This window comes from Phenylobacterium sp. (assembly GCF_025934275.1).
Classification (GTDB): Bacteria; Pseudomonadota; Alphaproteobacteria; order Caulobacterales; family Caulobacteraceae; genus Phenylobacterium.
The window spans coordinates 44,242-57,599 of the sequence record NZ_JAICYI010000014.1; the positions used below are offsets into that span (position 1 = coordinate 44,242).

The 13,358-nt window shown below is 70.0% G+C and carries 13 protein-coding genes; 7 read left to right on the top strand and 6 right to left on the bottom strand.

All coding sequences use genetic code 11. The features are described 5' to 3' along the window. Positions 1-50: 50 nt before the first annotated feature. Positions 51-671 (top strand): DUF2306 domain-containing protein, encoded by a 621-nt coding sequence (locus Q0W60_RS05550; RefSeq protein WP_297693387.1) that lies wholly within the window; start codon positions 51-53, stop codon positions 669-671. Here Q0W60_RS05550 and Q0W60_RS05555 read toward each other — a convergent pair. Further along, positions 668-1,615, bottom strand: coding sequence for a LysR family transcriptional regulator (locus Q0W60_RS05555; RefSeq protein WP_297693388.1), 948 nt, complete (start codon positions 1,613-1,615; stop codon positions 668-670). The two genes, Q0W60_RS05550 and Q0W60_RS05555, sit on opposite strands and share 4 nt — an antisense overlap. A gap of 142 nt (positions 1,616-1,757) precedes the next feature. Here Q0W60_RS05555 and Q0W60_RS05560 point away from each other — a divergent pair, with 142 nt between their 5' ends. The 3 genes from Q0W60_RS05560 to Q0W60_RS05570 are packed head-to-tail and all read left to right on the top strand — an operon-like array spanning position 1,758 to position 5,845. Then, positions 1,758-2,849, top strand: a complete 1,092-nt coding sequence (locus tag Q0W60_RS05560; RefSeq protein WP_297693390.1) for an HlyD family secretion protein — start codon at positions 1,758-1,760, stop codon at positions 2,847-2,849. Positions 2,850-2,859: 10 nt separating this feature from the next. Next, positions 2,860-4,389, top strand: a complete 1,530-nt coding sequence (locus Q0W60_RS05565) for a DHA2 family efflux MFS transporter permease subunit (protein WP_297693392.1) — start codon at positions 2,860-2,862, stop codon at positions 4,387-4,389. Further along, positions 4,373-5,845 (top strand): efflux transporter outer membrane subunit, encoded by a 1,473-nt coding sequence (locus Q0W60_RS05570; RefSeq protein WP_297693394.1) that lies wholly within the window; start codon positions 4,373-4,375, stop codon positions 5,843-5,845. Before Q0W60_RS05565 ends, Q0W60_RS05570 begins: the two co-directional genes overlap by 17 nt. Before the next feature lie 41 nt (positions 5,846-5,886). Here the strand turns inward: Q0W60_RS05570 and Q0W60_RS05575 are convergent, their stop codons facing one another. From Q0W60_RS05575 to Q0W60_RS05585, 3 genes are all read right to left on the bottom strand, one after another. After that, positions 5,887-7,233 (bottom strand): MFS transporter, encoded by a 1,347-nt coding sequence (locus tag Q0W60_RS05575; RefSeq protein ID WP_297693396.1) that lies wholly within the window; start codon positions 7,231-7,233, stop codon positions 5,887-5,889. 126 nt (positions 7,234-7,359) lie between these two features. Further along, entirely contained in the window at positions 7,360-9,450 is a 2,091-nt protein-coding gene (locus Q0W60_RS05580) for an elongation factor G (protein WP_297693398.1), read from the bottom strand. 165 nt (positions 9,451-9,615) lie between these two features. After that, a complete protein-coding gene (locus Q0W60_RS05585) occupies positions 9,616-9,888 on the bottom strand; it encodes a hypothetical protein (RefSeq protein WP_297693400.1) in 273 nt (90 codons plus the stop codon). A gap of 109 nt (positions 9,889-9,997) precedes the next feature. On the opposite strand from Q0W60_RS05585, the gene Q0W60_RS05590 reads away from it, so the two are divergent. After that, positions 9,998-10,480, top strand: a complete 483-nt coding sequence (locus tag Q0W60_RS05590; protein WP_297693402.1) for an NUDIX domain-containing protein — start codon at positions 9,998-10,000, stop codon at positions 10,478-10,480. 48 nt (positions 10,481-10,528) lie between these two features. After that, positions 10,529-11,629, top strand: a complete 1,101-nt coding sequence (locus Q0W60_RS05595) for a phosphatidylinositol-specific phospholipase C1-like protein (RefSeq protein WP_297693404.1) — start codon at positions 10,529-10,531, stop codon at positions 11,627-11,629. Here Q0W60_RS05595 and Q0W60_RS05600 read toward each other — a convergent pair. Then, complete coding sequence (locus Q0W60_RS05600; RefSeq protein ID WP_297693406.1) at positions 11,604-12,185, bottom strand: hypothetical protein; 582 nt, start codon at positions 12,183-12,185, stop codon at positions 11,604-11,606. The genes Q0W60_RS05595 and Q0W60_RS05600 overlap by 26 nt on opposite strands. Positions 12,186-12,319: 134 nt before the next feature. On the opposite strand from Q0W60_RS05600, the gene Q0W60_RS05605 reads away from it, so the two are divergent. After that, positions 12,320-13,009 (top strand): DUF1345 domain-containing protein, encoded by a 690-nt coding sequence (locus Q0W60_RS05605; protein WP_297693408.1) that lies wholly within the window; start codon positions 12,320-12,322, stop codon positions 13,007-13,009. A gap of 116 nt (positions 13,010-13,125) precedes the next feature. Here the strand turns inward: Q0W60_RS05605 and Q0W60_RS05610 are convergent, their stop codons facing one another. Continuing rightward, positions 13,126-13,323, bottom strand: coding sequence for a cold-shock protein (locus tag Q0W60_RS05610; RefSeq protein ID WP_297693414.1), 198 nt, complete (start codon positions 13,321-13,323; stop codon positions 13,126-13,128). Between the last annotated feature and the right edge of the window lie 35 nt (positions 13,324-13,358).

The window sequence follows — 13,358 nt, forward strand, 5'->3', positions numbered from 1 at the left end:
TTCACTGGACAGCGCCTCCGCCGCGCGGCAGCCTCGCGGCGGAGGTGGCCATGCCGGTCAGGCTCGGGAGTCTCGGGTGGGCCCTTGTCGCGCTGCTGAGCGCAGGCGTGGCGCTCTACGCCTTTCACTATCTCCTGCCCAGCGCCGTCGCGCCGCCCGGCATCGCGGAGAACCCGTTCGCCAGGCCGTGGCTGGTCGTCCACGCGAGCCTTGCCGCCACGGCGATGCTGATCGGACCGTTCCAGCTCGTCCCCTGGCTGCGGGCGCGCCGCCCGCGCCTGCATCGATGGACGGGCCGCGCCTATGTCTCTGCCTGCCTGGTCGGCGGGTCCGCGGCCCTGCTCCTCGCGCTGGGCTCCACGGCGGGGCCGATCGCGACCGCAGGCTTCGGCCTGCTGGCGCTCGTCTGGATGACGGCGACAGCGCAGGCCTGGCGGATGGCGCTCGCCCGCCGCTTCGATGAGCATCGTCGATGGATGCTCCGCTCGTTCGCGCTCACTTTCGCGGCCGTGACCCTTCGGCTCTACCTGCCGATCGTCTTCATCACCGGCCTGCCATACATCGAGAGCTACCGGGCGATCTCGTTCCTGTGCTGGGTCCCCAACCTGCTGGCGATGGAGTTCTATCTGCGGCGGCGGCCGCTCCAGACCGTCGAGCCAGCGCGCGCCTAGAGCGCAGCGGCCAGCTCGTCGATCAGCCCACGCATCCAGGCGACGGCCGGCTCGTTAAGCCGCTCCTTCAGATACAGCAAGGCGACCTCCACGGCGGGTGAGGGGTAGGGCGCCTCGATCAGGCTGATCCGGCCGCTCTGGGCGGAGACCTGGGCCAGGCGGCGCGGCATCAGCGTGGCCATATCGGACCGGGCCGCGATGGCGAGCGCCGAGTAGGTGTCCGGCACGGTCACGCCGATGCGCCGCTTCAGGCCCGCCCCGGCGAGGGCGGTCTCGAAGGCGCCGGCGTCTTCCCAGCTCGCCTGGGTGACCAAGCCCCGTCGCTGCGCCCCGGCCTCCGGGCCGGCGGTGCGGGCGACCACCACATGCGGAACGGAGCTCAGCTTGGCGAGATCCACCGGCCCTCCGGTGGCGAGCGGGTGGCCCGCGCGCACCACCCAGACCAGAGTCTCGGTCAGGATGACGTCGCGGGCGAAGCGCTCCGGCGCCTCCAGGACGCCGCCCACGAGGAAGTCGACGCGGCGGGCGTCCAGCCGCTCGAGGATGTCGGGAGCCTGCTCGACCACGGCGAGTTCCGAGAGCGGCGCCTCACGCGCCAGGCGTCCGACCAGAGCCGGCGCGAGGACGGCGCACGCGTAAGCGCCGGCGCTTAGCGTGAAGCGCCGCTCGCTGACGGCCGGATCGAAATCGGAGAGCACGATTGCCGACTGCAACTGGGAAAGGGCGGCGTGCACCTGCGGCCCCATCTCGAGCGCCCGCGGAGTGGGCTGCATGCCGGAGGGACCCCGCACGAAGAGTTCGTCGTTCAGTGAATATCGCAGGCGGTTCAAGGCATGGCTCACGGCCGACTGAGTAAGGCCCAGCCTGGCGCCCGCGCGGGTGACGTTGCGCTCCTCGAGCATGACGTCGAAGACACGCAGCAGGTTGAGGTCAGGCGAATTCATGCACCAGGCTCATTCATTCCGTGACGACATATCATTTTGATCATCAAGGAACGCACACTATCTGAACTGGCAACGGGAGCCGGCGCCGCAGCCTTGCGCGCGCCCCTCCTGCTTTGTCCGTCCAAGACGTCCGGGGCCCCCGATGCGTGACATGAGCGATGCCGAGGCGATCCCTGCCCAAGGCAACGCCGAAGTCGATCCGAACGCCGGCAAGCCGGGCCTGCTGCGCCGCTGGCGCTGGCCGCTGATGATCGCAGGACCGCTGCTGATCCTGGCGGCGGTCGGCTATTTCGTCCTGACCGGCGGCCGCTATGAGTCGACCGACGACGCCTATGTGCAGGTCGCCAAGGTGCCGGTGGCGCCGTCGATCGGCGGACGGGTGACGGACATCTACGTCCGCGAGAACCAGCTCGTCCGCAAGGGCCAGGTGCTGTTCAGGCTGGACTCCCGCGACTATCAGGCCAACGCCGAGGCCGCCCAGGCGCAACTCGCCGCCGCGGAGCTGCAGCTCCGCGCCCAACGCGCCGCCTATCAGCAGCAACAGGCGAACGTGCGTCTGGCCCAGGAGGCGGTGAGCTACGCCAATCGCGAGGCTGGCCGTCAGCACCAGCTCGCGAGCGCCGGCGTCGCCTCGCAGCAGCAGGTCGACCAGGCGGTCCACGCCACCCAGGCGGCTCGCGACCAGCTCGCCGCCGCCCAGCAGCAGGCGGCCCAGGCGCTCGCCGTCCTCGGCGGAAATCCCAACGTCGGCGACGACGCTTACCCCGCCGTCCTGCAGGCCCGCGCCCAGTTGCAGCGCGCCCAGCTCAACGTCTCCTACACGACGGTCGTGGCGCCATCCGACGGCATCGTCACCCGCGTTGACCAGATGCCGCTCGGCACCTATCTCAACGCCTCCCAGACCGGCTTCTTCCTGCTCTCCGGCCAGCCCTGGGTGGAGGCCAACTTCAAGGAAGACCAGCTCGCGCACATGAAGGTCGGCCAGCCGGTGGACATCCACGTGGACGCCTATCCCGACGCCCACCTGAAAGGCCGTGTGGCGAGCTTCGCGCCCGGCACCGGCTCGGCTTTCTCGCCGTTGCCGGCCCAGAACGCCACCGGCAACTGGGTGAAGGTCGTGCAGCGCCTGCCGGTGCGCGTCGACTTCGATCGCCCGCCGCCCGGCATGGCCGCGCGCGCCGGACTCTCCGCCAAGGTCAAGGTCGACGTCCGCGCGCCCGGCCGCGCCGGCTGAGGCGCGCGCCGTGTCGGAGGCCCAAGACACCGCCAACCGGTGGCCGATCACCATCTCCATCATGCTGGCGACGGTGATGAACTCGCTGGACACCACGATCGCCAACGTCGCCCTGCCGCACATCCAGGGCAGCGTCTCGGCGAGCGCGGACCAGGTCACCTGGGTGCTCACCTCCTACATCGTCTCGGCGGCGATCATGACGCCGCTCGCCGGCTGGCTCGCCGACCGGCTCGGGCGCAAGAAGATGTTCCTGGTCTCAATCGCCGGCTTCACCGTGGCCTCGATGCTCTGCGGCATCGCCACCTCGCTGCCCGAGATCGTGATCTTCCGCCTGCTGCAAGGACTGGCCGGCGCCTCGCTGATCCCGCTCTCCCAGGCGGTGCTGCTCGACATCTACCCGCCGAAACAGCACGGCCAGGCGATGGCGATCTGGGGAGGCGGCGCGATCCTGGGGCCGATCCTGGGCCCCGCGCTGGGTGGTTACCTCACCGACAACTTCTCCTGGCGCTGGTGCTTCTACATCAACCTGCCGGTCGGCATCCTGGCCCTGCTGGGGGTCTGGTTCTTCATCTCCGGCGACCGGAGCGTCCGCCGCAAGCCCTTCGATTTCCTGGGCTTCGGCATGCTCTCGATCTTCGTGGGCTCGATCCAGCTGATGCTCGACCGCGGTCCGAGCCAGGACTGGTTCCACTCCGCCGAGATCACCACCTACGCAATCCTCGCCGCCGTCGCGGGCTGGATCTTCCTCTCCCACACCGTGACCTCGTCGCATCCGTTCTTCGATCGCCAGCTCGCCCGTGACCGAAATTTCGTGACCGCCTCGGCCTTCGGCTTCGTGGTGGGCGTGCTGCTGTTCTCCACCATGGCGCTGCTGCCGCCCATGCTGCAGAGCCTGATGGGCTACCCGGTGCTGACTTCCGGCCTGGTGACCATGCCGCGCGGCATCGGCTCATGGATCGCGATGTTCTTCGTGGGCCGGCTGATCGGGCGCATCGACACCCGGCTGATCCTGCTCTTCGGCCTCTCCCTGAACGCCTACGCGCTCTGGCAGATGACCCACTTCGATCTGTCGATGAACGCCCGCTTCGTGATCGTCTCCGGCCTGATCCAGGGCTTCGGCATCGGTTTTCTGTTCGTGCCGCTCTCGACTCTCGCCTTCGCCACCGTCCCGCCGGTGCTGCGGCCGGAGGGCTCATCGCTCTACACCCTGATCCGCAACCTGGGCTCCAGCATCGGCATCTCGATCATGGAGGCGCAGGTCGTCTCGCAGTCGGCGGGCGCGCACCAGAACCTCGCCGCGCAGCTCGATGCCTCGAACCCGGTGTTCAAGGCGACTTTGCCGCCGATGATGAACCCCGGCACCACGGCCGGGGCCATGAACCTCAACAACGAAGTCACCCGCCAGGCCGCAATGGTCGGCTATGTCTCCGTCTTCCACATCATGCTCTACATCACGCTCGCGTGCATTCCGCTGCTCCTGCTCATGCGGGCGCCGAAAGCTCAGGCCAGCGGGGAACCCGTCCATGCCGCCGCTGAATAGGAAGCTCCTCGGCGCCTGCGCCTCTGCGCTCGCGCTCGCCGCCTGCACGACCGTGGGGCCGAACTTCAAGACCCCGGAGGCTCCGAAGGGCGCGGCCGCGGCGGGCTACGCCATGGCCGGGGATCCCATCGCCGAGGCGGTCAGGATCGCGCCGGACGCACGGATCGCGGGGCCGTGGTGGAAGTCGTTCGGCTCGCCGGAGCTCGACCGGGTCATGGACGAGGCGTTCGCCGGCAGCCCGACGTTGGCCGAGGCCAACGCCACACTCGAGCGGGCGCGCCAGCAGGCCGCCGCCGCCCGCGGGGCCGAGCTGCCGCAGGTCGACCTCAACGCCTTGGCGCAGCGCGAGCGGATCAACCTGCAGGCCTTCGGCTTCAAGGGCTTTCCGGGCCTCTCGCTCTCCAACCCGACGATCAACCTCTACTCGGTCGGCGGGACAGTGGGCTATGACCTCGATCTGTTCGGCGGCAAGCGGCGCGCGAGCGAAGCCGCGGGCGCGCGGGCCGAGCAGGCCGCCCGCCAGGCGGACGCGGCCTATCTTACGCTTTCCGGCAACGTGGCCCTGCAGGCCATGCGCGTCGCGAGCCTGAGGAGCCAGATCGCCGCCGTCCAGCAGGTGGTCGCCGACGATCGCAAGCTGCTCGACATGATTCACGCCGCCCAGCGGGCGGGCTCCGAGGCGCCGTCGGCCACCTCCGGCGGCGAAACTCAGCTCGGCGAGGATGAGGCGTTGCTGCCGCCGCTGGAGCGCGACCTGGCGGCCGCCCGCCACCAGCTGGCGCTGTTGGTCGGCAAGTCTCCCGCCGAATGGGCGGCCCCCGACTTCGACATGGCCCGTTTCGCCCAGCCCGGCGTGATGCCGGTGAGCCTGCCCTCCGAGCTCATCCGGCGCCGGCCCGACATCACCGCCGCCGAAGCCGAGCTGCACGCCGCCACCGCCGACGTGGGCGTCGCGGTCGCCGCGCAGTATCCAGACATCCGCCTCTCGGCCAACATTACCCAGAGCGCGCTGACGCCGGAGAAGCTGTTCAACTACAGCGCCACGGGCTGGCAGCTCCTGGCCGGCGTCGCCGCCCCGGTCTTCCACGGCGGCACGCTGAAGGCCAACCGCAAGGAGGCGGAGGCGGAGGCGCGGGCCGCGCTCGCCCGCTATCAGGCGACGGTGATCCGCGCGTTCGTGCAGGTCTCCGATGTCCTGGCGGCGCTCGCCACGGATCAGGAGGAGATGGCGAGCCTCATGCGCGCCCAGACGGCCGCCGAGGCCAACGCCCGCGACTCCCAGACCGCTTACCGCCTGGGCGGCGGGACCCTGCTGCAGGTGATCGACGCCCAGCGTCAGCTGACGCGGGCGCGGCAGGCGACGGTCCAGGCGCAGGGTCAGCAGCTCTCCGACGTCGTCCAGCTCTACACCGTCACCGCCGCCGACTGGCGGACTGCGCAGACCGCGGCGCGCTAGGCTCGTCCGCTCATCCCGGGGAAGGCCGGCGGCGATCTGGATTAGGCGGCCGTCTTCGCCTTGGCTGGTGTGCGGTCCTCGCGCCTGTGGGTCTCGGCCAGGAAGAGCACGGAGAGGAAGGAGATGGCGCACAGCGCCGCCATGTAAGCCGAGATGGCCATGGCGGTGTGATAGCGGGCGAACAACGCCGTGGAGATGATCGGAGCGAAGCCGCCGGCGCAGATCGCGCCGATCTGATAGCTCAGCGAGGCGCCCGAGTAGCGGAACTCGGTCGAGAACATCTCCGTCATCATCGCCGCCTGCAGCCCGTACATGACGCTGTTGAAGCCGAGCCCGCCCACCAGCGCCAGAACCATGGCCGGAAACGAGCCGGTGTTCAGCAGCAGGAAGAACGGGAAGGCCCAGGCGAGTTCGAGCGCCGCGCCCGCCAGGAACACGCCCTTGCGGCCCAGCCGGTCGGAAAGCGCCGCGGTCAGCGGAAGCACGGGCGCGGAGATGATGCTGCCCAGCATCACCGCCCAGAGGATCGAGGTCTTGGGCAGATGCAGGGTTCCCGTCGTGTAGGCCACCGCATAGGTGATCATCACGTAGAAGGTGCCGTTCGCCGCCACGAACGAGCCCGCGGCCAGCAGCACCTCCTTCGGGTGTCGGGCGATGACCGTCAGGACGGGCGATCTCGTCCGCTTCACCTTCTTCTTCTCCGCCTCGGCCTGCAGCGCCTTGAACTCGGCGGTGTCCTCCAGCTTGAGCTGCACGTAGAGCCCAAGGCCCACGAGGGCGATCGACAGCAGGAAGGGGATCCGCCAGGCCCAGGCGGCGAACGCCTCGGGCGCGACCACCGAACCCATGATCAGGAAGATCAGGTTCGCCGAGACGACGCCTGCCGGCACGCCCATCTGCGCAAAGCTCCCGAAGAAGCCTTTGCGGTGCGCAGGCGCATTCTCGATGGCGATCAGGGCCGCGCCGCCCCATTGGCCGCCGACGGCCAGGCCCTGCAGGAAGCGCAGCACGATCAGGATGACCGGCGCGGCGACGCCGATGGTGGCGTACGACGGCATGAGACCGACGCCGGTCGTCGCCAGCCCCATCATCAGGAGCGCGGTCGCCAAGGCGCGCTTGCGTCCGAGCACGTCGCCGAAGTGTCCGAAGACGATGCCGCCCACCGGCCGGGCGATGAAGCCGACCGCGAAGGTCGAGAAGGCGGCGATCTGCGCCACGTAGGGGGGGAGGGTGGCGGCGAAGAACAGCTTGGGGAACACCAGCGCCGCGGCTGTCCCGTAGATGAAGAAGTCGTACCACTCGATGCTGGACGCCGCGAGCGAGGTGAAGGCGAGCTGGGCGATGCCCGGCGTGGCGGCGGGCCTCGCGCCCGCGGCGACTGCAGTCATGGAACTCCTCCCGAACCGGCGCGACGTCGTCCCGCGCTTGCGCGCGAGCCTATCGCAGCTTGACGCAAAGGGAAGGCCCGCATTTCCCTCCCCAGCGCCGTCACGCGCCGGGGAGGGGTGCTCGGCTCAATGCGCCGGCGTCGCGGCTTTCGCCGCGGCTTGGGCGGCGAGCTCGGCCAGGCGGCCGTGCAGCTCGGCCATGTGGTCGAAGTCAGCCTCGAAAGCGCCCAGCCCCTGGGTGAGGCCGCGAATCTCGGCGATCAGATCCTGCCGCTCGCTCTGCGGCAGGTAGGCTTCGATCCGTTCCCAGCCGCGCCAGTCCTCACGCGGCGAAAGCCCCAGGATTTGGCCGCGCCGGGCGGTGAGCGCCGAGGTCACGTTGGAAGCCGCCGGCGAGGGCGAATAGACCACCAGCCGTTCGATCGGCTCCAGGAGGATGGTGCCCGCCGCCGCCAGGGCCTCTTCGATCGCCAGTCGCCCGGCGGTCCGGAAGGCCATTTCGGAGGAGTCGACCGGGTGCGTCATGCCGTCCGTGAGCGTGACCTCCAGGTCGGTGACGGGGAATCCGAGCGGGCCCTTGGTGAGGCCGTCGCGGGCCCCGGCCTCGACGGCGGGAACCCATTGCTTGGGCACCGCGCCGCCCACGATCCGCGACTGGAAGACGAAGCCGGAGCCGCGCGGCAGCGGCTTCACTTCGATGGTGACGTCGGCGAACTGGCCATGGCCACCCGACTGCTTCTTGTGGCGCGCCCGCTGCGTCACCGCCTTCTGGATGGTCTCGCGGTACGGCGTGCGGGGCTGGTCGGTGTCGATTTCGACGCCATAGCGGCGCTTCAGCCGTTCGAGCGCCAGCCGCAGGTGGCCCTCGCCCTGGCCGGCCAGCAGCACCTGCTTGGCCTCCTGGTCATGGGTGAGCAGCAGTCCGGGGTCTTCTTCGACCAGCTTGGCGAGCGATGAGGAGAGGCGCACATCGTCCTTGTGGTTCTTGGCCGAGAGCGCCACGGCGAACAGCGGCCGACGCACCTGAGCCGCAGCCCGCAGGCTTTGCGGCTTGCCGGTGAGCGACAGGATCTCGCCCGCGTGCGCCTGCTCCACCTTGCCGATCGCGCAGATGTCGCCGACCGGGGCCGAGGCGACCTTCTTCAGGTTCGCGCCCTGCACCGCGAAGAGGCCGCCGGCGCGGCTGTGCTCGCCGCTGGACAAGGTGAGGTCGGCGCCGTCGGCCAGGGCCTGGCCGAACACGCGCGCATAGGCGAGCTTGCCGGACTGGCCGGCATGGGCGGTCTTCAGCACGTAGGCGCCGTTCTCCACGCCCAGCCGCTCGGCGGCCCGTTCGGGCCCGGGGGTCTCATGGCGGAGCGCCTTCAGCAGCCGACGCACGCCGAAGCCGTTGGCGGCCGAGCCGAAGAACACCGGCACGATCAGGCCCTCGTTCATCTCCTTCACGAGGTCCGCGAACACCGCGTCACGACTCGGCGTCGCATCGGAGAGCAGCTGCTCGAGGAGGTCATCGTCGAAGTCCGCGATCTGCTCGAGCATGTGGAAGCGGGCGTCCGCCTCGGCCTGCTGCAGGTCGCTCGGGATATCGATCTGCTGCGAGGGCTCGCCCGGCCGGTAGACGAAGCAGCGCTCGAGCGCCAGGTCGATGTAGCCGGTGACCTTCTCGCCTTCGAAGGTTGGAATCTGGCGCGCGACAAGCGGCGCGCTGCTCACCGGCGCCAGCGCTTCCAGGAGCCCCTGCAGCGAACCCCGGGCCTGGTCCATCTTGTTGATGAAGAGCGCGCGGGGGACGTTCATCCGCTCCAGCTCGCGCAGGGTCGGCTGCAGCAGCGCCGCCTTCGCAGGATCGGGCTCGGCCACGACGACGGCGAGATCGACTGCGGGAAGCGAGCGATCGAGGTCGGCGCAGAATTCCAGGGAGCCGGGGCAATCCACAACCTGGTAGTGGTCGCCCATGAAGTCGAAGCCGGCGAGGTTCAGTTCGACCGAGTGGCCGCGGGCTCGCGCCTCGGGACTGGCGTCGCCGACCATCTCGCCGCCGGTCCGGGACACCGTCCCGGTGGCCACGAGCAGGGCTTGCATCAAGCTTGTCTTGCCGGAATTCGTGGGGCCCGCGAGCGCTAGGGCGCGGACGGACCCCGCAGATTGGATAGGCACGGTCGTTCTCCCATCACCGAGGGCGCCACAGACGCCCCCGAAAGCCGGAGTTCGACGCATCCATGGCGCGATTGAGAGCGGTCGCGTGACCAACCAACCAGGCGCGCGCAACCGCCCAGACCGGGGAAGCCTACGCCCGGGGTTCGGGGCGCGTCCATAGCTCCGAATCACTTGTGCGGGAGCGGGTCGGCCTTGGCGTGTCCGCGGCCGCCTGAGGCGGGGACGTCAAGCCGCCTCGCCCTGTCGGCCGCGCCGGTGCTGCAGCTTGCGCTTGCGGTCCTGCAGCACGCTGAACAGCCGTAGGCGCTGGGTCTCGCCGGCGGGGAGGGGGATGCGGTTGTGCTGGATCTGCAGGTCCTTGTCGGCCTCGAGCGCCAGCTGGTCCATGGCGGCGGGATCGATGCGCCACAGCAGGTCGACGAGATCGGCGACGAGCAGCTCCAGCGTGGCCACGCGAGCCACCAGATCATGCTTGCTGGTGCGGATTTCCTCGGGCATGGCCGGGCCTTGGGTTACGCCTACAATGACGAGTGAAGGTGCGCCCTACACCTTAAGGTTTTCATAGCGCGACGCATCGCCTGGCGGGATTCTGTGGATAGAATGCGCCATGCGCGAGCGCCGGGCGGCCAGGGTGCTGTTGTTCGATCCGGTTGGACGGCTGCTCCTCATGAAGGGGCGGCTGGCGAGCGCGCCCGATGAGCCTGGCGAATGGTTCACCGTCGGCGGCGGTCTCGAACCGGGTGAAAGCGTCGCCGATGCGGCGCGGCGCGAGATCGCCGAGGAGGCGGGCTTCGTCGATGCGACCATGGGTCCGGTGGTCTGGCGCCGCGAGGGCCGTCTCGCCTTGCAGCCGGGCGAGACGCTGCTCATCAAGGAGAGCTACATCGTCGCCCGTTGCGACGGGGGCGAGCCGAGCCGCGAGGGCTGGCTTCCCCACGAGCGCGCCCTGATCGACGACATCCGCTGGTGGAGCCTCGCGGACTTGCGCACGGCGCAGGAGACGGTCCATCCGATCGGCATCGCCGAGCTTCTCCCGGATATCCTCGCCGGCCGCTATCCGGATCCGCCGCGCGAGATCCCTTGGAGCTAGCCTCCGCGGCCGCGAGGCTGCACCATGGCGGCCTGGGGAGGGCCATCAATGCTCTTAGCCGCACTCGCCGCCGCGCTCGCCGTTTCCGCCGGCTGCGACCTGGAGCACCCGTCGGGCGGGCCCGACTGTACGCGCGCGCTCGTCGACGCCCTGCCGATGAACGCCATTCAGGTCGTCGGCACGCACAATTCCTACAAGATGGCGATCGCGCCCAAGGAGATGGAGTTCCTTCGCAAGGCCAACGCCAAGGCGGCGACCGAGCTCGACTACAGCCACAAGCCGCTGACGGAACAGTTGAACGATGGCGCGCGCCAGCTGGAGCTCGATTACGTCTACGATCCGGCAGGCGGCCGCTACACGAGCCCGTTGTTCCGTAAGCTGGTCCCCGATACGACGCCCTATGACCTGACGCCCTACGCCAGGCCGGGGCTGAAGGTCATCCACGTGCCGGACGTCGACTACCGCTCGGTCTGCCCGCTGTTCGTCGACTGCCTGAAGGAGATCCGACGGTGGTCGAAGGCCCACCCCGACCACGTGCCGATCCTGATCATCATGAACCTCAAGCAGGACCAGCTGAAGGTTGCGGGCGCGGTCAAGCTGCTGCCGTTCGACGCCAAGGCCATGGACGCCATCGACGCCGAGATCCGCTCGGTGTTTCCGGAAAGCGAACTGATCACGCCGGACAAGGTCCAGGGCCGCCACGCCACCCTCCGCGAGGCGGTGCGGGCCGGCGGCTGGCCCAGGCTCAGGAGCGCGCGCGGCAAGTTCATGTTCGCGCTCGACGAGAGTCCCCCCGTGGTCGCCGTCTATCGCGGCGCCCGCAAGTCGCTGGAGGGGCGGGTCTGCTTCATCAACTCACCCAGTGAGGACAGCCCGGCCGCCGCCTACCTGACGCTGAACGAGCCGATCGAGCTGCAGACGCGGATCCGGGACGACGTGAAGGCGGGATACATCGTGCGCACCCGCGCCGACGCCGACACCTACGAGGCGCGCAAGAACGACCGCACGCGTCAGGCCGCAGCCTTCGCCTCCGGCGCGCAGTACGTCTCGACCGACTACATGCAGCCCGATGCGCGTTTCGGGCCCTATGAGACCCAACTGCCGGGCGGTGGGATCGCCAGGCTCAATCCGGTGCAGGCGGCGCGCTGAGCGGCCGGGCGCCGGTCCGCTCCAGGGGCGGAGCCTCGGCCGCGACCGACGGTGGCCCGGGCTGTGGAAGCGCCTCCGCAGGCGCTGAGCCGGCTGGCGCGGAAGCGAACTCGGGCGCAGGCTCAGGCGCGGGCGGCGCCTGAGCGGCGTCGGTCGCGTGTTCGCTCGCGGCGGCGGCGGCCGGGGAGTCGGCTGCGGCCTTATGGCCGCCGCCGAACAGGCGCTGGACGAAGCTCGCCAGGCCGGAGCCGACCCGCTGCCCCACCAGCCCCGCGGCTGCGCCGCCGAGCGGTCCGCCCGCGGCCGAGCCGGCGGCGCTCGCCAGCACGCCGCCGACCGTGGCCCCGACGGTCTCCGCCGCGCCGGGCTTCTTGGCGGTCGCCTTGGCCGCGTGGCCAGATGCGGGCTTGGCGGCTTCCGCCGCAGCGGGCGGGAGCGCAGCGTCCGTCGCACCCTCCGCCACGGCGGGCGGCGCTGGGGGCGGGACGTCCTGCGCCTGGGCCGTCCCGGCGCCGGCCAGGAGCGCGGCTGCGCCGAGGGCCGTGAACCTACGCATGAAAATGCTCTCCTCGCGTGTCTATCGCGAGCCTTCACAACGTCCTGGGCGGAGGGGCGGTTCAGGGTCGGTCGCTGGCGCAGGGTCCGGACTCGCGCGATGGTGGCCTTCTCGACGGCTGGGAGAGCGGCGCGATGGCCGAGGCGGACGATCGGCGGCCCTGGTGGGGCGTCTTCGCCAGCCGTCCGCGCCTGCTGGGCGCCTTCTTCCTGGGGACGACGGTTGGCCTCGGGCTCGCCAAGTTCGCGCCGGGACTGCCGGGCGTCACCGACGGCGTCGTCGGCTGGGATGTGGTCTGCGCCGCCTTCATGCTCTCGGTGAGCGCAGCGTTCATCGGCCACAGCCCGGACGACATCCGCGCCCGCGCCGAGCGCGAGGACGAGGGCCGCGGGACGATCCTGACCCTTGTGCTGATCGCCGCTGCGGCCAGCGTGGCGGCCATCGCCGCGGAGCTGTCGCTCGCCAAGGCCGGGCACGGCTGGCTGAAGATCGGCCACGTCGCGCTCGCCTTCGGGACGGTCGCGGCCTCATGGCTGATGGTGCAGCTGGTCTTCGCCCTGCACTATGCCCATGAATACTATGATGAAAACCCGGAATGCGACGGCCACGACATGAAGGGCCTGAATTTCCCGGGCGGCGAGTTCCCCGACTACTGGGATTTCGTGCACTTCGCAGTGATCATCGGCGTCGCCTTCGCCACGGCCGACGTGGAGTTCACCTCCCGGCAGCTGCGCCGCATCGGCACGGTGCACAGCCTGGTGGCCTTCGCCTTTAACGCCATCATCGTTGCGCTGACGATCAACCTGCTGGCCGGCTTGTTCTGACCAGCGCGGTGCGAAATCGAAGAAAAGGCCGCGGCAGGCGCGGCCTTTCTCTATCGCTGATGATGCGCTTCACGCGACAGGTGGCCGGCGCGACGGGAGCCGAGCCGGCCGAATTCCTAGTCCTGGACTCGCAGGTTGGTGGCCGAGGTCTTGCCGCTCCGCCGGTCCTGCTCGAGGTCGTAGGCGACCGTCTGACCCTCGTTGAGGCCGCGCAGCCCCGCCTGCTCAACGGCGGAGATGTGGACGAAGACGTCCTGGCCGCCGCCCTCGGGCTGGATGAACCCGAAGCCCTTCGTCGGGTTGAACCACTTCACCTTGCCGGCGCCTGAGCCGGCGATCTGGCCGCGGG